Annotated in this window: 2 pseudogenes; both read left to right on the top strand. The window is 59.8% G+C overall.

The features are described 5' to 3' along the window. Positions 1–120, top strand: a pseudogene (locus MWC30_RS23265) (L-cystine ABC transporter ATP-binding protein YecC); the annotation flags it as partial. Between the two features lie 145 nt (positions 121–265). Next, positions 266–398: pseudogene (locus MWC30_RS23260) on the top strand (aspartate kinase); the annotation flags it as partial.

Below are 398 nucleotides of genomic sequence, written 5' to 3'. Positions count from 1 at the left end.
CATAAGGTCATGATGTTCGACGGCGGACGGGTGGTGGAGGAGGGCCATCCGGAGAAGATCTTCACCGCCCCGGAGCACGAGCGGACCCAGAAGTTCTTGGGTGCAGTGCTGGGACACTGAGGCTTCCGAAGAACCGCGCGCCTGCGCCATTATCAAAAGCTGAGACGATTTTCATCCTGGCCTGCGCCATATGTCACGACCGCCCTACACTGGTCGGGTTCATAGTTCGAAACCGACTCAAGAAGACCACTCACCGGGAGTGAGAATGAGCCTGATCGTCCAGAAGTACGGCGGTTCCTCCGTGCAGGATGCCGAGAGCATCAAGCGCGTGGCCAAGCGGATCGTCGAGACCAAGAAGGCGGGCAACCAGGTCGTCGTGGTCGTCTCCGCAATGGGAG

Origin of the sequence: Desulforhabdus sp. TSK, from assembly GCF_022836495.1 — a bacterium.
Classification (GTDB): domain Bacteria; phylum Desulfobacterota; class Syntrophobacteria; order Syntrophobacterales; family Syntrophobacteraceae; genus Desulforhabdus.
This window is presented reverse-complemented; position numbering and strand designations above follow the sequence as displayed.